This window comes from Sorangium sp. KYC3313 (assembly GCF_052075895.1).
Lineage (GTDB): Bacteria > Myxococcota_A > Polyangia > Polyangiales > Polyangiaceae > Sorangium > Sorangium cellulosum_B.
This window is the reverse complement of record NZ_CP197255.1, coordinates 7,146,409-7,163,472: the sequence shown is the minus strand read 5'-3', so window position 1 is coordinate 7,163,472 and position 17,064 is coordinate 7,146,409. Positions and strand designations below refer to the sequence as shown.

General features: G+C 72.4%; 10 protein-coding genes. 7 read left to right on the top strand and 3 right to left on the bottom strand.

The window, feature by feature from the left end; all coding sequences use genetic code 11:
• Nucleotides 1–514: 514 nt before the first annotated feature.
• Nucleotides 515–1,678, bottom strand: a complete 1,164-nt coding sequence (locus tag ACSRUE_RS27690) for an IS481 family transposase (RefSeq protein WP_437767246.1) — start codon at nucleotides 1,676–1,678, stop codon at nucleotides 515–517.
• 824 nt (nucleotides 1,679–2,502) lie between these two features.
• On the opposite strand from ACSRUE_RS27690, the gene ACSRUE_RS27685 reads away from it, so the two are divergent.
• The 6 genes from ACSRUE_RS27685 to ACSRUE_RS27660 all read left to right on the top strand — a co-directional run bounded on the left by ACSRUE_RS27685 (nucleotide 2,503) and on the right by ACSRUE_RS27660 (nucleotide 8,513).
• Nucleotides 2,503–2,898 carry a VOC family protein gene (locus tag ACSRUE_RS27685; RefSeq protein ID WP_441286219.1) on the top strand — a complete coding sequence of 132 codons (396 nt, stop codon included), beginning with the start codon at nucleotides 2,503–2,505 and terminating at the stop codon, nucleotides 2,896–2,898.
• A 65-nt stretch (nucleotides 2,899–2,963) separates the two neighbouring features.
• Complete coding sequence (locus ACSRUE_RS27680; protein WP_441286218.1) at nucleotides 2,964–4,691, top strand: serine/threonine-protein kinase; 1,728 nt, start codon at nucleotides 2,964–2,966, stop codon at nucleotides 4,689–4,691.
• Between the two features lie 4 nt (nucleotides 4,692–4,695).
• A complete protein-coding gene (locus tag ACSRUE_RS27675) occupies nucleotides 4,696–5,574 on the top strand; it encodes a hypothetical protein (protein WP_441286217.1) in 879 nt (292 codons plus the stop codon).
• On the top strand, nucleotides 5,574–6,434 hold the full coding sequence (locus ACSRUE_RS27670) for a formylglycine-generating enzyme family protein (RefSeq protein WP_441286216.1): 861 nt from the start codon (nucleotides 5,574–5,576) through the stop codon (nucleotides 6,432–6,434). Before ACSRUE_RS27675 ends, ACSRUE_RS27670 begins: the two co-directional genes overlap by 1 nt.
• A gap of 761 nt (nucleotides 6,435–7,195) precedes the next feature.
• On the top strand, nucleotides 7,196–8,215 hold the full coding sequence (locus ACSRUE_RS27665) for a hypothetical protein (RefSeq protein WP_441286215.1): 1,020 nt from the start codon (nucleotides 7,196–7,198) through the stop codon (nucleotides 8,213–8,215).
• 109 nt (nucleotides 8,216–8,324) lie between these two features.
• Nucleotides 8,325–8,513 (top strand): hypothetical protein, encoded by a 189-nt coding sequence (locus ACSRUE_RS27660; RefSeq protein ID WP_441286214.1) that lies wholly within the window; start codon nucleotides 8,325–8,327, stop codon nucleotides 8,511–8,513.
• Here the strand turns inward: ACSRUE_RS27660 and ACSRUE_RS27655 are convergent.
• On the bottom strand, nucleotides 8,503–9,984 hold the full coding sequence (locus ACSRUE_RS27655; RefSeq protein ID WP_441286213.1) for a sigma 54-interacting transcriptional regulator: 1,482 nt from the start codon (nucleotides 9,982–9,984) through the stop codon (nucleotides 8,503–8,505). The two genes, ACSRUE_RS27660 and ACSRUE_RS27655, sit on opposite strands and share 11 nt — an antisense overlap.
• 265 nt (nucleotides 9,985–10,249) lie before the next feature.
• Between ACSRUE_RS27655 and ACSRUE_RS27650 the strand changes: the two genes are divergently transcribed.
• Nucleotides 10,250–11,812, top strand: a complete 1,563-nt coding sequence (locus ACSRUE_RS27650) for an endo alpha-1,4 polygalactosaminidase (RefSeq protein ID WP_441286212.1) — start codon at nucleotides 10,250–10,252, stop codon at nucleotides 11,810–11,812.
• Nucleotides 11,813–11,887: 75 nt separating this feature from the next.
• On the opposite strand, the gene ACSRUE_RS27645 is transcribed toward ACSRUE_RS27650, so the two are convergent.
• Nucleotides 11,888–16,825, bottom strand: a complete 4,938-nt coding sequence (locus ACSRUE_RS27645; RefSeq protein ID WP_441286211.1) for an MG2 domain-containing protein — start codon at nucleotides 16,823–16,825, stop codon at nucleotides 11,888–11,890.
• Nucleotides 16,826–17,064 lie beyond the last annotated feature (239 nt).

Sequence of the window (17,064 nt, the reverse complement as noted above, 5' to 3'; positions counted from 1 at the left end):
TGGCAACGCAAGGCACCAATTGGCCGGCCAGGAGGGCGCCGGGGCTGCGCTGGAGCCACGCGATCGTACGATAGGACACCAAAGTAGGTGCGCAGGAGGGTCGCGGGGGCTGCGCTGGAGCCACGCGATCGTACGATAGGACACCCAAATGGGTACGCAGGAGGGTCGCGGGGGCTGCGCTGGAGGACGCCGAGGCCGCCCAGGAGGGCCGCCCGGGCTGCGCAGCAGCACCGCCGGGGCTGCCCAGGAGGGCGCCCGGGCTGCGCAGTGAACGACCGGGATCCCTGGTAATGTACGAGCGGAGCCCTGGTAACACTTCTGACCGGGAGCTGCGGTGACACTTCCTTGAGCCACGGACCCCTGCTCCGGGAGGACTGGAAACAGGGACCGGATCCTCGTCGACGCGACACGCTCGCCGCACTTTCTCGGACCGCCTGGATCTATACACGAACCGCTCCCCGTGGTCGCGGTACACACGAGCCTCTCCTCACGATCCGGCGTGAGTTCGCGCAGGTCACCGCGCCCTGGCCAGCTTCAGCTCCTTGTTCTTGAGGGTGACCTGCGCGAGCAGGACCGGGCCGTAGTACAGCTCCCAGACGTCATCGGCGATCGGAGTCAGCCCCACGGGCTCGCCGGCGAGCAGTGTGGAGACGTTGGTCTGCGCGCCCCCGAACAGCATCCGTCCTTGCTCGTCCAGGCGTCGAACGGCCATCGTGTCCGGGTACTCCGGCGACGAGGGCTTGCTCGGCATCGAGCGGCGCGAGGGCGTGTAGCGCGAAGCCGGCGTCCTCTGGCCGAGCGCCTCGTGCGGACGCTGATCATTGTACTCGTGCCGAAACCGGTCGAAGACGCGCTGCTGCGCTGCCAAGTTGGCTTCTGGCGGCGATGTCGCCTCCGCCTTCAACGTCTTGTGCATTCGCTCGTGACGGCCGTTCTGCTGCGGCTTACCGGGCTCGATCCGCTCGGGATGAATGCCGAGCTTGATCCAGCTGACCGAGAGCGCCGAGAGCCCACCGATGCCAATCGTGGCGAACGGCGGGCCGTTATCGGAGCGGATGCGGTGCGGCAGCCCGAACTCGCGGAACGCGCGCTCGAAGTGCGGCCGCACCGAGGCCTCGTCCGGCTTCGCCACGCCCTCGCACTTGAGCAGGTACCGCGACGCCTGGTCCGTCAACGTCAGCGGGTGGCAGCGCGTCCTGTCGCCGAGCGCGAAGTGCCCTTTGAAATCGGCGCACCACGTGTCATTCGGCTGCTCGGCTGGAGCCAGCGGCGACGGCATCGCGGTCGTCGGCGTCACCACGCGGCGCCGACGGGGCCGGATCAGCCCGTGCTTCTTGAGCAACTCGCCGATGGTGCTCGTTGCTGGCAGCCCCTCGACGCCCAGGCTCTCCAGCCGCGCACGCAGCTTCTTCGGCCCCCACGTGGGGCGCTCCTTCCGCAGCTCGATCAGCGCGTCGATGAGCGCCGCTGGCGTCGCATGCGGGAACGAGCGCGCCACGGGCCGCCGCTCCTCCAGCCCGCTCGGTCCGGCCTGCTCGTAGCGCTCCACCCACTTGTACCCCGTCTTCCGGCTGATGCCGAACCGCCGGCACAGCTCCGCGAACGTCTCGTCCGACTCGTTGACCTGCGCGATGAACCGAAGTCTCTCGTCCACTGAACATGTCTCTTTCCAAGGCACCAGCGCTCCTCCGTCGCCAGTCCTCTACGACATGTGTCACCTAAGCTCCCGGTCCGTCCGGGTGCTACCCAGGCTCCCGGTCTGAACCGTTACCCAGGCCACCGGTCCGTACCTAACACGTTAGGCCGGGAGCCTAGGACACCAATCATGTTGAAACCCGGAGAATTTTCACAGGGAGGCGAGGAGGCGGGGAGGAAGAGAGAGAGAAAAAATTCTTCTTCTCGCCGTCTCTCGCTCCCCGCCTCCTCGCCTCCCTGTGAAACTCCCGCTTTTTCTCGGGGTTTCAACCCGTTTGTCGCTCTAGGTGACACTTTCTGGGCTCCAGGGATCGCGGTCCGCGAGGCTCGGAGCCGCGGTCCGGGTGGCCGCCGTCACTCACCGGGGGGTGAGGAGACGCAGACCAATACGATGGTTACGCGGACGGGGTCCTTCGTTGTCACGGGCGACTGGTGAATTGCGCACTATCATTGTGTGCCGAGAAGCCAGCACAAGATCTACTGCGGGAAGTCGGAGGGGGAAGCGAACCGCCATGGCGCCAAGGGCGCCAAGGGCGCCAAGGGCGCCAAGAAACCAGGGAGCTGGGAGAGGGAATGCCGGAACGGCACCTCCTCTTCTCCCCTTGGCGACCTCGGCGCCTTGGCGGTTTCTCTGCCGATCCGGGGCAGCTTCCCGCAGCAGTGCTATCCGCCCCAGAGCCCGTTCCGCTCTCCCGATCCCTCGCGCGCTGCCCAGCGGACCGCCGGGCTCGCGGACGGCCGCTGCCCCGTCCGGCGCTCGCGCCTTGCCTTCCGGCCCGGCGCAGCGCACCTTCGCGCCCAGCGACCATGCCCGGCGACGACCCCTACGTGATGCCCGCTTACGTCAAGCTCCTCGTCACCGACGCGGAGCGCTCCGCCTCGTTCTACGAGCTCCTCGGCTTCACCCGCGTCCACCGGGATCCGGTGTTCATCCACCTGCGCTGGGCGCGTTATGCCGATCTCTTCCTCGTCGCGACGCCGCCGGGGGTCTCGCTCGCGGGGCAGCGCGGCCTCGGCGTCATCGTCTGCTTCAGCGCCGCCGGCGACCGCGGCATCGAGACCATCGCCGCGCGCGCCGCGGCGGCCGGCGCCGCCGTCGACGGGCCGCGCGACCAGCCGTGGCACACACGGGAGGTCGTCGTCGCCGACCCCGACGGCTACCGCCTCTGCTTCGTCGAGCCGAGCACGCCCCTCCCGAGCTGAGGCCCGCTGCCCGCGCCGGCGCCTCCCAGGCGGCGCCGGGCGCGCTCGTGTATCATCCCACCGGCATGTCGCCGGAGCCGTCGCAGCCCAGGCCCATCGGGCGGTATCTGCTGTACGGCGCGATCGCATCCGGCGGGATGGCGTCCGTGCACCTCGGCCGGCTCGTCGGCGACGCGGGCTTCTCGCGCACCGTGGCCATCAAGCGGCTGCACCCCGCGCTCGCCGAGGCGCCCGAGATCGCCGAGAGCCTGCGCGACGAGGCCCGCATCGTCGCGCGCATCCAGCACCCCAACGTCGTCGCCATGGTCGACCTCCTCCTCGCCGAGGACGAGGCGTTCCTTGTCATGGAGTACGTGCGGGGCGAGTCGCTGGCGCGGCTGCTCCGGGCGGCGCGCGCGGGCGGCGCGCCGGCGCCGGTGCCCATCGTCGCGAGCATCGCGTGCGGCGCGCTCCACGGCCTGCACGCGGCCCACGAGGCGCGCACCGAGTCGGGCGAGCCGCTCGGCATCGTGCACCGGGACGTCTCGCCCGAGAACGTGCTCGTCGGCGTCGACGGGGCGGCGCGGCTGCTCGACTTCGGCATCGCCAAGGCGCGCGGGCGGCTCAGCATCACCCGCGGCGGGCAGATCAAGGGCAAGCTCGCGTACATGGCCCCCGAGCAGGTCCTCTGCGCCGACGTGACCCGGCGGACCGACGTGTTCGCGGCGGGCGCGGTCCTCTGGGAGGCGCTCGCAGGCCGCCGGCTCTTCGACGGCGGCGACGAGGGCGACCTCATCCGGGCCGTGCTCGAGGAGCCGATCCTGCCTCCGAGCTCGCTCGCGGCGCACGTGCCGCCTGCGCTCGACGCCATCGTCCTCCGTGCGCTGGAGCGGAACCCGGAGGGCCGCTACCCGACCGCCCGCGAGCTCGCGGTCGCCATCGAGGACGCCGTCCCGCTCGCGTCGCCGCGCGCCGTGGGCGAGTGGGTGGAGGCGCTCGCCGGCGACGCGCTCGCGCGGCGGGCGGCGCGCGTCGCCGCCATCGAGAGCGCGTCGGCGGCGATCCCGGGCGGCCCGGCGACGGCCAGCTCGGGCGCGGCCGCGCGGGGTGGGTCGGGCGCGCCCGGCGACGGGGCAGAAGACGAAGGCGAGCCCACGCCGCCGGGCGGCCCGGCGCGGGGGCTGGCAGAGACCGCGCCCTCGATCCCGTCGAGAGCCCTCGAGCAAGGGACGCCGGCGGCTGAGCCCCCGCCCGGATCGGTGACGTCCAGCGGGATCTCGCTGGGGCTGCCTGCGACCGACGGCGCGCGGCGCGAGGGGCCGCCCCCCACGGCGAGGAAGCGCGCGCGCCCGCTGCTCGCGCTGCTCGGCGCGCTGCTCCTCGGCGGCGCGGCCGCGCTCGCGGCGCAGTCGTGGCGCGGCGCCCCTCCCGGCCCGGAGGACGCCGCGCGCGCGGCCCACGTGCCCGCGGCGCAGCCGGCCAGCGCCTCGACGGCGAGCGCGGCGAGCGCCGTCGCAGCGAGCTCGTCGAGCGCCGCCGCGGCGGCCCCGGCGAGCGCCATCGCGGCGAGCCCGGCGAGCACCGCCGCGGCCGCCCCGGCGAGCGCCATCGTGGCGAGCCCGGCGAGCGCCGCCCCGGCCGCCCCGGCGAGCGCCGCCGCGCCAGCACCCGCACAGCGCCCGGCGCGCCCCGCAGCCGGCGCGCGCGCGCCCGCACCCGCGCCGCGCGCGACCCGCGCCGACGCCCAGCGCTGCTCCCCGCCCTATACCGTGGACAAGGCCGGCATACGCCGGCTCAAGCCCGAGTGCCTGTGAACCGATGAACCCCGCGTGTCCCGCCCGCCCCCGGCTCGCGCTCTCCCTCGCCGCCGCGGCGGCGCTCTCGCTCACCGGCGCGCGCGCCGACGCCGCGCCCCACAAGCAGGCGTGCGCCGACGCCTACGAGCGCGCGCAGGGCCTCCGCCGCGACGGTCGGCTGATCGAGGCGCGCGCCGCGCTGGTCGTCTGCTCGCAGCCGACGTGCCCGGCGGCCGCCGTGGCCGACTGCGGGCCGTGGCTCGCCGAGGTCGAGCGGAGCCTGCCCTCCGTGGTCGTCGCCGCGAAGGACGCGCACGGGCGAGAGCGCCTCGACGTGCGCGTGCTCGTGGACGGGCGTCCCCTCGCCGCGGCGCTCGACGGCAAGGCGCTGCCGGTCGACCCGGGTCCACGCACCTTCCGCTTCGAGCCCGCGGCGGGCCCCGCCGTCGAGGAGCGCGTGCTGATCCGCGAGGGCGAGAAGAACCGCCCGCTCACCGTGACCCTGGGCGCGCTTGCGGCCGGCGCCCCCACCTCCCCTCGCCCGCTCGCCCCGCGCGCCGCGCCCCCCGCGGAGCCCTCGGTCCCGGGGCTCGTGTGGGCCTCCGGCGCCGTCGGCGTCGCTGGCCTCGCGGTGTTCGCCGTCGCCGGCGCCCTCTCGCTGAGCGCCGAGGCCGACCTGCGCGCCACGTGCGCCCCGCGCTGCGCGGAGGACGAGGTGCGCGCCATCCGGGTCCAGCACGCCATCGCCGACGTCGGCCTCGGCGTGGGCGTCGTCGCGCTGGGCGCCGCGGCGTGGCTCTACATGACCCGGCCGGCCGCGGCGCAGCCCCTGAAGGCCGGCGCGACGGCACTCCGGCCGTTCATCGCCGGCAGCGCCGCGGGCGTCGCGGGGGCCTTCTGATGCGCGCGTCGGCCCGCGCCCGCGGCGGCGCCGCCGCCCTGGCGGTGGCCCTCCTCTCGGCGTGCTCGCTCGTGCGCCCGCTGCACGGCCTCACCTGCGAGCCCGGGGCCGGCAACGCCTCGTGCCTGTACGGCCAGCCCTGCGACGCCAGCGCCGACTGCACGACGGCCGCGTGCACCGAGGGCGTCTGCCAGTGCCCCGCCGGCATGGTGACGATCGAGAGCTCGTTCTGCGTCGATCGAACCGAGGTGTCGAACGCCGCCTACCGCGCCTTCCTCGCCACGCGGCCGGACGTCGCGGGGCAGGAGCCGTTCTGCGCGTTCAACGGCACCTTCGATTTCGACGACACCGAGCCCGACGCGCCCCCCGTGTGCACGGCGCGCCGCAAGGAGGACGAGCACCCCGCCACCTGCGTCGACTGGTGCGACGCGCGCGCCTTCTGCAAGAGCCAGGGCAAGCGCCTCTGCGGCGAGCGCCACGGCGGCCCGCTGCCGTTCCGCGGTGACATGGCGCAGGGCGAGTGGTTCGACGCGTGCAGCAAGCACGGCGCGCTCGCTCACTCCACCGGCGAGTTCGACGCTCTCCAGTGCAACGGCGACAGCACCGAGACGGTGCCGGTCGGCGACGACACCAGCCTGGCATGCGAGGGCGGCTATCTCGGCCTGCAGCACATGAGCGGAAACGTCCGCGAGTGGGAAGACGCGTGCTCCGACGACGTCGGCTCCGGCGACCTCTGCAGGACCCGGGGCGGGGCGTTCGACAGCGAGGGCACGCTCGAAGAGCTCCGGTGCGACGCGCGCGACGAGCGCGAGCGCGCCGACACCGATCACACGATCGGGTTCCGCTGCTGCAGCGGGTAGCGCCGCGACGACGCCGGCGGCCGCGGGCTCTTCCCTCGGCGACATCTTCCCTGACGTAGAAGGGGAACCCCGGAGGCGACCAGGGAACTTCCCCTGCCAGGAAGACGCCCATTGGCCCCTCGAGGGCGAGGCACCAAAGCGGCACGAAGTCTGCTCCGACGGGAACGATGCCCCCCTCCTCGCCTCTTCGAAGTCTCCGGAAAAGCTCTGGGATCGCGCTGGCCCTCGGCCTCGGCCGAGGAAACCGCGACCCTGGACGCGTGTCAGCGTGTGCCAAGGTCGGCCTTGGTCAGATCCCGACGTCGCAGGTACGCCGCTTCATCGCTCTCGCGTTGCCCTTCGTTCTCCTCGCGTGCGGGACGACGGGCGGACCGGCGGCGACTGCGGAGAACGCGTCCGGCGGAGATGCGTCGACCGGGGGCGCGGGCGCCGGTGGAACGGCGTCAGGTGGAGCAAATGGCGGTGCGGGTGGCGCAGCAAGCGGCGGCGCTGCGAGCGGCGGCGCGAACGGGAGCGGCGGAGCGCAGCCCGACCCCGATGGGGCCGGCGAGGAATTTCTCCTGAGCTTCCCGCGGCGCAACGCCTTTGGCCTCGGTCAACCGCTCGCAGCGACCCCAGATGGCTCGGTCGTCACGGTCGGAGCTCGAGCTCCCGCGGAGCTCCTCCCCGATTCGATCGGCGAACCCTTTCTCGCGGAGTACTCGGCGACCGGAGAAGTTCTCCACGCGCTCGCGCTGCCCGGAGCCGCTGAGCCAGAGTTGATGGCGATCGACGCGAAAGGCTCGATCTTCCTCGTCGGTCAGCTCTACATGGACATGACCTTCGGCGAGTTCACCCTCACGGCCGTCGAGGAAGGGTTTTATCTGGTCAAGGTGAACCCCGACTTTTCGATCGCCCTTGCGGTCGGGGTCACCCTCGAAGGCAGCTCTCCTCTGAGCACGATGGCGGTCGACGCGGACGGCGACGTCGTCGTTGGCCTCGGCGTGTACAACGACGACGCGTCCGTACAAAAACCTCGGATCATGAAGTTCTCCGGGTCGACCCTCGAAGAGATCTGGCGCACGACGTTCGAGCACGATATCAGCCAGGGATACACGATTGCCCTCACGTTCAATCGTGGCGGTGAGATCCTCGCCGGCGGCGCGTTCACTGGAAGACTCACGATCGGAGGGACAGAGCTCGAAAAGGCTGGAGGGCAGGACGATCCAGCCGTCTACAACGGCTGGCTCGCCTGGCTCGACCCGGAGAGCGGCGATCCCCTGCGCGCGCTCCGCTTTGGCGGGGCGAGCTTCGACTATGTGAAAGACCTGAAGTCGACCGCCTCTGGACGCCTCCTCCTCCTCGCCTCACAGACGTCGACATCGACCTTCCTCGATCACACGGACATCTTCGACGAGGAGAGATCGGAGTCGGTCCTCTATGATTTCGAGGACGGTGAGACAGTGCGCTGGGCGAGCCGGCTCGGCGGACCAGACTATTACGGCAACGCGCTGGCCCTGGGCGGCGATGGTCAAAGCTACGTGGCCGGTCGCTTCGGCTGGCTCGGCACGGAAGAAGATGCCAAAGGAGGGCGCCTCACGCGCTTCGCGGCAGACGGAACGAAGGGCGAGAGCGTCGAGTTCGCGACCGGTAACCCGAACGGCCTGACGCACGTCGCCGTCGATACGAAAGGCGGCGTTTGGGTCAGCGGGGCCTGGGAAACGGCCCTCGATTTTTCGGGAAAGCGCTACGCTCCGCCGACCGATGGCGGACAGTTCGTCCTCCGGAAGAAGGGATTCTAGACGAGACGGCTGCTCGGATATCCTGTTTACCCATGAAAGCCCGTTGATCCACCAGGAGCGCGGGGATGCAGGCACGATCCCGAAACAGGCGGAACCAGGCAGCCCGCGCATGAGCCGGACGATCCACCTCGCCATCACCCGGCGTGTCTGGAAGGAGCACGCCGAGGCGTTCGAGCGAGACCTGGCCGAGCTCGCGCGCCGGCTCGCGACCGGCGACTCCACCAGCATCCCCCCTCGCCGAAGCGCGCCGGCTCCCGGGCGCGGCGCCCATGCGCGCTCCCCGCGGCTCACCGCCTGATGTCGTACTTGTCCAGCTTGTAGAGCAGCGCGCGCCGCGAGATGCCGAGTCGCTTCGCCGCGCGCGTCTGGTTGTTCCCCTCGGCGGCGAGGGCGTCCTCGATGCTCCGCTTCTCCAGCTCGGCGAGGCGCGCCGGCATCGTCCCGTCGGCGGACGGCGGCGGCGCCCCCGTGCTCGCCGGGGGTGCGCCCGCGCCCGCGCTCGCGGGGGGCGCGGCGCCCTCGGCGCCCTCCACCACGGAGGCCGGAAGGTGCTCGACCTCGATGACGCCGCCCTCGGCCAGCACGACGGCGTGCTCCACCGCGTTGCGCAGCTCGCGCAGGTTGCCGGGCCACGCGTGCGCCTCGAGCGCCTGTGTCGCCGCGGGCGCGAAGCGCGGCGCCCGCTCCCCCATGCGCCCGGCGACCTGCTGCGCGAAGCGGTGCGCGAGCAGCGCGATCTCGGCACGCCGCTCGCGCAGCGGCGGGACGCGGAGGACGAACGTGCTGATGCGATAGTAGAGATCCTGCCGGAACCTCCCGGCCGCCACCTCGGCCTGGAGGTCCCTGTGCGTGGCGCACACGACGCGCACGTCGAGCTCGACCTCCTGCGTGCCGCCGATCCGCGCCACGCGCCGGCTCTCGAGCACGCGCAGGAGCTTGGCCTGCATGGCGAGGGGCAGCTCGCCGATCTCGTCGAGCAGCAGCGTGCCGCCCTGCGCCGCCTCGAAGTAGCCGATCTTGCGGCGATCCGCCCCGGTGAAGGCGGCCTTCTCGTGCCCGAAGAGCTCGCTCTCGAGCAGCGCCTCGGGCAGCGCCGCGCAGCTGAGCCTCACGAACGGGCCCCCGGCGCGCGGGCTTATGCGGTGGAGCTGCTCGGAGACGACCTCTTTCCCCGAACCCGTCTCGCCGAGCACGAGCACCGTCGTCTGCGCGCGCGCGAGGCGCTGCACCACCTGGAAGACCTTCACCATCGCCTCGTCCGCGACGACAAAGCCGGCGCCGGAGGGCGGGCCCTCCAGCGCCTCCGGTGCGGCCCCCAGCGGCGCCGCCTCGACGGGCGCCGCCGCCGCGATCGCGACGACGATCTCGGCCGGGCCGATGCGGATCACGTCGCCGCCGGCGAGGGCCCGCTCCGCCCCGCGCACGACGGCGCCGTTCACCGACGTGCCATTGCGGCTCCCGAGGTCGACGAGCGCGACGACCTGGCCCCGCCGCGCGACGCGCGCGTGGTTGCGCGAGACGCGGGCGTCGTCCACGCAGACCGTGCACTCCGGCGCGCGGCCGACCGCGACCACATCGCCGTCGGTGAGATCGATCACCCGCGCCGCGCCATCACCGGCGCGGACGATCAGGGAGGCCTGGCCCTGCGGCGTCCGCTCGCTGGGCGCGCTCTCCGCGGCGTCGAGCTCGGTCGCGACCTCGGCCGCGCTCGGCGGCGGCGCCGCGCTCGGCGGAGAAGCTGCCTGTCGACGAGGGTCTCGCTCCGCCATGCCGTTCGAGGGTTGCGCAAGTGTACGACGCTTGCGCAACCCGCAGCAACGGCAGCGCGCGCCGCCGCGCGGAAGACGCGGAGCGCGCGCTGGTCCCCGCCTTGCAGTGCCTCCGCGGCGCGCACGGACCGGCGCCTCTCTGGCGCGCGGTGACGCTGCGGGAGCCGCGATCGCCGGGAGCCGTCGCGGGCACCGGAGCGTCTGGAGGCGCATCGCGCCGACGTGCGCCTGGCTTCACGAACGACCAGCACGACAGGAGACGAGCATGACTTATCCCATCCGACCGGCGACCTCTCTCGCGATCCGCGGCCCCCTGCGCCATGCCCTCGTGAGCCTGGCCGCGGCGCTCGCCGCCGCCGGGTGCGGCGCGGATCCGGGCTCCGACGCGGAGATCGCCTCGGCGGCGAGCGGCGACGCGGTCACCGGCGCCCTCACGATGACCTGCTCCAGGCTGACGGTGAGCCGGGGCAGCATCGGCGCCGGGCAGACGGCCGCCGCGCTCGCGACGGCGGAGCTCACGGGCCAGCAGGACGTGTGGAGCAAGTACGTCGAGTTCGCGCCCGGCACGAGCGCGACGTGCGAGTACGCGCTCCCCAAGGGCACCTCGGCGACGCAGCTCGCGTCCCTCGCGCTGGGCGTGAATTACCGCGGCCCGGCGAGGTCGGCCATGCGCTGGACCTTCGAGGCGTGGGACGCGGTCGCCCGCGCCTGGGTCCCGGTCGGCGACAACGCGTTCGCGCGCGACTGGTCCTGGACGAGCGCGAGCCTGAGCCTGCCGGGATCGCTCGGGCGGTTCGTGGCGGGCGGGACCCTCAAGATCCGGTACGCGACGAGCAGCTCCGCCGACAGCTCGATGCTCGACAAGCTCGTCCTCACGGGCACGACCAGCGGCGGCTCCACTGGCGCCGGCACCGGCGGCTCCGGCGGCTCTGGCGGCGCCGACGGCAGCGGCGGCTCCGGCGGCTCCGGCGGCAGCGGCGGCTCCGGCGGCAGCGGCGGCGCCGGCGGCAGCGGCGGCACCGGCGGCTCCGGCGGCTCCGGCGGCGCCGACGGCAGCGGCGGCTCCGGCGGCGCCGGCGGCTCCGGCGGCTCCGGCGGCAGCGGCGGCTCCACTGGCACCGGCATCTGGGTCCCCGCGCCCGGGACGACGTGGCAATGGCAGCTCACGGGCACCATCGACACCAGCCTCGATGTCGCCATGTACGATATCGATCTCTTCGACGCCCCGCAGGCGAAGATCGACACGCTGCGCGCGGCCGGAAAGAAGGTGATCTGCTACTTCAGCGCGGGGAGCAGCGAGGACTGGCGCGACGACGCGTCGAAGTTCCCCGCCGCGGCGCTCGGCAACCCGCTCGACGGCTGGCCGGGCGAGCGGTGGCTCGACACCCGCAACGCCGGCGTGCGCGACGTCATGAAGGCTCGGCTGGACCTCGCGGTGCAGAAGCGCTGCGACGGCGTGGAGCCCGACAACGTCGACGGCTACACCAACGGCCCCGGCTTCCCGCTGACGGCGGCGACGCAGCTCGATTACAACCGCTTCCTGGCCGCCGAGGCGCACGCGCGCGGGCTGTCCATCGGGCTGAAGAACGATCTCGATCAGGTGAGAGACCTGGTGGGGAGCTTCGACTGGGCCCTGAACGAGGAGTGCCACGAATACGACGAGTGCGACATGCTCACCCCGTTCATCCGCGCCGGCAAGGCGGTGTTCCACGCGGAGTACGTCGACGCCTCGCAGGCGAACGCCGTCTGCGCCGCCACGAAGCCGCTCGGGCTCTCGACCTTGATCAAGAAGCTCGACCTCGACGCCTGGCGCGTCGCCTGCCCCTGATCCACGCGCCAGCGCCCGCCGGCGCAGGGGCGCCGGCCGCGCCCCCGCGGGCGCGCCCCTCGCCCGCTCAGCCCTTCACTCCGCCGCCACCTCGAAGGTCTGCGCTCCGGAGAAGCTCTGCTGCTCCGGCTGGTAGTACGGGTGCGCCTCGGCGCCGCCGTCCTCCGCCCGGACAGGCATGGTCGCTTGCAGCCGGTAAGCGAAGGTGGCCGCGCGCCCCGCAGGGATCTCCTTCACGTAGAGGATCAGCTGCTTGCCCGTGATCTCGAACCTCGAGAGCTGGCCCGCCGCGATGTACTCCTGGAGATCCTCGGTCAGGAGCTGGAAGCCGGGCGGCAGCCCCACGGTCACGAGGACCATGCTCTGCACCGAGTCCGTCTTGTTCTGGACGCTCAGCGACGCCGTCACGATGTCGTCCACGTACAGCTGGGTCTTGTCGTACATGACGCTGACCGCGAGCGGCCCGCCCGCGTCGCTCGGGACCGCGCTCCACGGCAGGTTGTGGCGGCCGACCAGGTTGTAGCTGAGCTTCCCCTCCCCCGAGAACGCGATCGTGACGTCGTGCGCTCCCGCGGTCGCGAGGTGCGTGAGGTCGACCGTCGTCATGACGTCGGACTGTTCCTCCGACAGGAGGACCGCGCCCGCCGACGCGCCGTCGACCGCGACGGTCACCCTCCCCGTGGCGCCCTCCGTGCCCTTGCTCGCGGCGAGGAGCAGGGTGCGCAGGCTCCAGATCGTCGCCTGGGTGGAGCCGAAGTTGCCGTTCGGGTCCTTCGACTGGGTCAGGAACTTCACGCCGCCGTCGGCGCTCGACCGGTGGGCGCCCGCGGAGAGCAGCGCGTGGACCGCGAGCGCGGTGGTCGTGACCCTGGCGTCGTTCCCGGACTCGTAGAACGAGGTCTGCGTGCCACCGTCATCCCAGTAAAATGCGTCTCCTTCCGCAGACTTGCGCTGGTCCAGCGCGTCGAGCACGCCGTCGGTCAGCGCGCCGGAGGGGTCGGCCACGGCGAGCGCGTTGGCCGCGATCGCCAGCGTGTACAGGTCGTCGGTCGCCGGCTTCAGCGAGCGGCCCAGGTAGGCGAGCCCCGTCCCGATCTCGGGCCCGGTGTACCCCGCGCTCGCGAGCGCCCAGAGCACGAAGGCGCTGTTGCGGAGCGTGCCCGTGTGGAAGCTGAAGAACTCGGTCTGGTCGCCTTCCCACGTGCCGTCCGCCTTCTGCTGCCCGGCGAGCCAGGCGACGGTCCGGGCGAGCATCGCCTCGTCCACGGTGTGGACCTTGATCATGTCGGCGAACTCCATGACGCCGAACGCGGTGACCGACAGGTACGGATGCCCGTCCTGCTCGCCGAACCACGAGAAGCCGCCGCCCGGGTGCTCGAACGTGAGCAATCGCTGGTACCCCGCCGAGATCAGCGACTCCGCCTTCATCTGGATCTCCGGGGTGATCTGGCCTGTCTGCTTCATGTACTGCGTGACGAGCACGTTGGGCCAGGTCGTCGAGGTGGTCTGCTCGAAGCAGCCATTCGGGATCTGGAGCATGCTGTCCATGCCGCTCACGACCTGCGACAGGAACGCGGGGTAGATCTCGAGATAGAGCTGGTTCGAGCCGGGGACCGCGTCCGCAGGGAACGACAGCGCGTGCTCGGCGCTGCCCGACGCGAGCATGCCAGACGCGCTCTCTGCGAAGGGCTTCCCGTCCGGGACCACGCGCACGGTGCGGGCCACCGCGTCGGCGCCCGCGCTGCCCCGCGCGGTGACCGTGAGCGAGTTGACGCCCACCGTGTTCACCTTCACCGGGAACCGGACGCCGCGCACCTCGCCCGCCGCGAGGGACACCTGCTTCGACGTCACGTCGAGCGGGGTGTACCAGCTCCCCGGCTCGAGGGTGAGATCGACCGTCTGCGGCGTCTCCAGGTAGTTGTAGACGGCGATCGGGAACTCGACCTCGTCGCCGCGCGTGAGCGTCGCCGGGAAGCTCACGTCGACGAAGAAGTCCTGGAACACCTTGAAGCCGCTCTGGATGCCGCCGAGCTTGCCGTCCGTGGAGTTCGCCAGCGCCGAGAGCCGCCACTCGGTGATGCTGTCCGCGAGCGGGATGCTCAGGGTGGCCGTGCCGTCGGGGCTCGTGATCACGCTCGGGTTGACGTAGAGGGTCTCCGGGAACTCGCGCCGGACGCGCGGCCCGCCCCCGTCGTCGCCGCCGGGCTCCGCGCTCGGATCCCCGGCCGAGCCGCCGCCCGCTCCGGTTCCCCCGGTCGCGCCGCCGTTGACCCAGCCGCCGTCCGCGTCGCCGGGGATGCCCCCTTCTGCCCAGTCCTGCGTGGGCACCTGGACCCCGAGATCGCTGAACGAGAACGCGAACGTCGCGTCGTCCTGGCTCTGCGCCACCTCGTCGGGCCCCGACGATTGCAGCGTGAACCCGCTCCAGCTGGAGGCCACCCGGTACGCGTTGCCCCACACGTCGAAGGCGCGCAGGCGCTCGGCGACCCGATTCCCGAGCAGCTCGACGTACACGCCCTGCCCGTTGCAGCTGAACTGGGTGGCGTCGCAGCCGAGCGCCTTCAGCTCCCGCGCGGCGGCCGCGGCGGCCTCCGCGAGCCAGGGCTTCATCACGCCCTTCTGGCGCTCGTAGAACGGCGCGAGCTCCGCCGGCACCTTCGCCAGCACGGCGGGCCACGTGCGCGCCTGGAGGCCGGTGAGCGACGTGCCGGCGAGCGCGGCGAGCGAGGCCTGGGTCTTCACCTGCGCGGCCTCGGCCTGCTCGGGGTCCTCGCTCGCTGTCGCGTTGAACAGCAGGTCCTGGAGGTTCGCGGCCGGGCCGTGGATCTCGTAGCTCGGCTTCGCGAACTCGTCCTCCAGCTCGAAGTAGGTGCGGAGCAGCCCCGGCTGGGCGTCGACGAGCGCGAAGACCGCCTGATCGACCACCTGGACGCCGAGCGCGGCGACCTTCGGGTTCCCCGCGTCGTCCTTGACCGACAGCCGCAGCGTCGCCGTCTCCCCCGGCGCATACAGGGGCTTGTCGGCCTCGACCTCGACGCTCAGCGCGGAGTCGCCCCGCGCGAACACGGTGCGGCCGGAGCGGACCAGGTTGCCATCGTCGTCGACGAGGTAGGCCTCGACCCGGTTGCTGCCGAGCAATCCGGCGTCGACAGGCATGCTGAAACGGGCGCGCCCGCCCTCGAGCTCGAGAGAGCGCATGTCCACGGCCTGACCGTCGTTCAGCCAGTCGACGTAGACGCTGCCGGCCTCCTCGCTCGACTCGATGGTGACCTCGACCGTCTCGCCGGTCTCGTAGACGGCCCGGTCGGTGCGCACGAGCAGGTGCTCGCCGCCCGTCTGCGTGGCGAACGAGAACCTCCGCGTGACCGCCCGCGCCCCCACCGTCGCCCGCACCTCGAACGCGCCGTCCGCCGTGCCGACCGGCGGGGTGAAGCTCACCGCGGCCTGGCCGAAGGCGTCGGTGCGCGCGGTGAGCTGCGCGCCGTCCGGCGCCGTGATGACCGCCTCCGTGTCGGCGAGCGGCGCCCCGAGCGGGTCGGTGACGAAGAGAAGAAGGGTGTTGGGGATCCCCGGGACGAGCTCGCGCGCCTCGGGCACGAGCACGATCGAGGCCGCGTCGGCGGCGACCTTGACCGGGATCGCCTTCGTGACCTCCTGCCCCGCCGTGTCCGCGACGGTGACGGTGAGCGTCACGGCCGCGTCGCCCTGCTCCAGCGGCAGGCCCGCGAGGCTCGGCGGAAGCGTCAGGCTGAACCCGTAATGGCCCTCGGCGTCGAGCTCGCCCACGATGCGCTGGAACGTCGTCTGACCGACGTCCAGCGACGCCGCCTCGATGGTCACGCTGCCGCCGGCGACGTTCTTGCCGAAGAAATAGCGCGCGTCGATGGTGCCGGTCAGCGTGTCACCCGCGGTGTACCACGGCCTGTCGGTCCTCACGGCGACCTCGAACTTGGGCAGCGCGTACTGCCCCACGGTCACGACCTTCTCCGTCGTGGTCTCCCCGCTCACGAGGCGCACCTTGAACTCGCCGGTGTTCACGATGGAGCCGATCCGGAACGTCGTCGCGGCGACGCCGTAGGCGTCGGTCTCGATGGGCTTCTTGAAGATCTTGTTGCCCTTGCCGTCCTCCACCTCGAACGTGATCGCCTCGCGGACGAGCGGCGCGTTGTTCCCCCGCTCGAGCGCGAGCGCGCGCAGGTGGATCGTCTGGCCGGGCTTGTAGAGCGGCTTGTCGGTGGTGAGGAGCAGCTTCGGGCCGGGGCCCTCGACGGTGATGTTCGCCGTGAGGGCCGCGTTGACGCCGAAGCCGAGCGCCTGCGCGGAGACGGGGTGCGCGCCGAGCGCGCCGGGCTCCACCTCGAACACCGCGGCGCCGAGCGCGTCGGTCGTCCCGCGGAGCGGCCGCGCCCCCTCGCCCACCGCGAGCTCGACGTCCACGTTGGGCACCGGCTGATGGGAGAAAGCATCGGTCGCGCGCACGCGGTAGCTCGCGGTGCGCCCGCGCACCACGCGCGCCGGCCCCTCGAGCTGCACGTCGTAGGGCGGGATGACGCGCAGGAGGCTCCGCGTGACGAGCAGCCCCTCCTCCGACCCGTCGTCGACACGGACGAGGTACCGCGCGAGGCCCGGCTGCGCGCTCACGGCCGGCGCCGGAAGGCGCGCCTCCGCGGTCGTCGCCGTCTGGCCCGCGATCTCCAGGTCGACCTCGGTCGTGCCTTGTTCCCTGTCCGCGTCGAGATCGACGAGCGTGACGCGCAGGTGGCCGCTCGTCGCGCCGGCGGTCAGGTTGCGCACCGGGATCTGGAGGCGCAGATCGCTCCCGTCGATCACGCCCAGCAGCCGCGCTTCGTCGATCTCGAGCGTGCCGTTCCGCGGTTGATCCGGGCGACCAAGCGTCGTTGGCGGGGCCTCGTCGGAGGAGCACCCCGCCGCGAACGCGCTCGCCAGCGCCAGCGCGGCGAGCAGGTGGGGAGAGCTCCAGCGTCGGCGGAGAGCATCGAAGCGTACACGCATAAGTCCAAATCCTCCCGAGCGGCGCTGGCACATCCCCAGCGACCGGCGCGGAAGCTGCATACGACGTACCAAGATGTACCACCGCCATCGAGCAGCAAATCCGCGGGAATAGACGCGGACCACGCGCGGAATGTGCGCCACCTTGTGCCAAGGTTCTGGCCGATCCGCGCCTCCACCGCGTGCGGGTATCCGTTCACTTGGGGGGATCGCGACGCCTCTGTGACTCGATGACTCGATCA

What these genes read in the sequence shown, in the direction of transcription:
- ACSRUE_RS27685 (WP_441286219.1), top strand. Translation starts at nt 2,503, where the DNA reads ATGCCCGGCGACGACCCCTACGTGATGCCCGCTTACGTCAAGCTCCTC.
- ACSRUE_RS27680 (WP_441286218.1), top strand. Translation starts at nt 2,964, where the DNA reads ATGTCGCCGGAGCCGTCGCAGCCCAGGCCCATCGGGCGGTATCTGCTG.
- ACSRUE_RS27675 (WP_441286217.1), top strand. Translation starts at nt 4,696, where the DNA reads ATGAACCCCGCGTGTCCCGCCCGCCCCCGGCTCGCGCTCTCCCTCGCC.
- ACSRUE_RS27670 (WP_441286216.1), top strand. Translation starts at nt 5,574, where the DNA reads ATGCGCGCGTCGGCCCGCGCCCGCGGCGGCGCCGCCGCCCTGGCGGTG.
- ACSRUE_RS27665 (WP_441286215.1), top strand. Translation starts at nt 7,196, where the DNA reads ATGGCGATCGACGCGAAAGGCTCGATCTTCCTCGTCGGTCAGCTCTAC.
- ACSRUE_RS27660 (WP_441286214.1), top strand. Translation starts at nt 8,325, where the DNA reads ATGAGCCGGACGATCCACCTCGCCATCACCCGGCGTGTCTGGAAGGAG.
- ACSRUE_RS27655 (WP_441286213.1), bottom strand. Translation starts at nt 9,984, where the DNA reads ATGGCGGAGCGAGACCCTCGTCGACAGGCAGCTTCTCCGCCGAGCGCG.
- ACSRUE_RS27650 (WP_441286212.1), top strand. Translation starts at nt 10,250, where the DNA reads ATGACTTATCCCATCCGACCGGCGACCTCTCTCGCGATCCGCGGCCCC.
- ACSRUE_RS27645 (WP_441286211.1), bottom strand. Translation starts at nt 16,825, where the DNA reads ATGCGTGTACGCTTCGATGCTCTCCGCCGACGCTGGAGCTCTCCCCAC.